The organism is Sphingomonas sp. 10B4 (assembly GCF_035019905.1).
GTDB lineage: Bacteria > Pseudomonadota > Alphaproteobacteria > Sphingomonadales > Sphingomonadaceae > Sphingomonas > Sphingomonas glacialis.
Genome location: NZ_JASJVC010000258.1, coordinates 1 through 290, shown reverse-complemented (window position 1 = coordinate 290; position 290 = coordinate 1). Strand labels below are relative to the sequence as shown.

Sequence of the window (290 nt, the reverse complement as noted above, 5' to 3'; positions counted from 1 at the left end):
AGAGGTGGCTCGGCAAATTTGGACAGGCTGTTAAGTGGAGTTTCTGCCTGAAGGTGGCCAGCATGGCTGCCGAACAGGAGATGAGATGACGAAGCGAACACGCCGGAACCATAGTCCGGCCTTCAAGGCGAAGGTGGCCCTGGCTGCCGTGAAGGGCGAGAAGACGCTGGCCGAGTTGGCGCAGCAGTTCGACGTTCACCCGAACCAGATCACGACGTGGCGGGGCCAGCTGCTGGGCGGGGCCGCGGCGGTTTTCGGGTCGGAGGGCCATAGCGAGCCGGCGGAGCCGG

The 290-nt window shown here is 64.8% G+C and carries 1 protein-coding gene; it reads left to right on the top strand.

Annotated features, from left to right (window positions below; translation table 11 throughout):
- Positions 1–85: 85 nt before the first annotated feature.
- On the top strand, positions 86–290 hold a 205-nt coding region (locus QN347_RS19725), incomplete at its 3' end, for a transposase (RefSeq protein WP_323494385.1).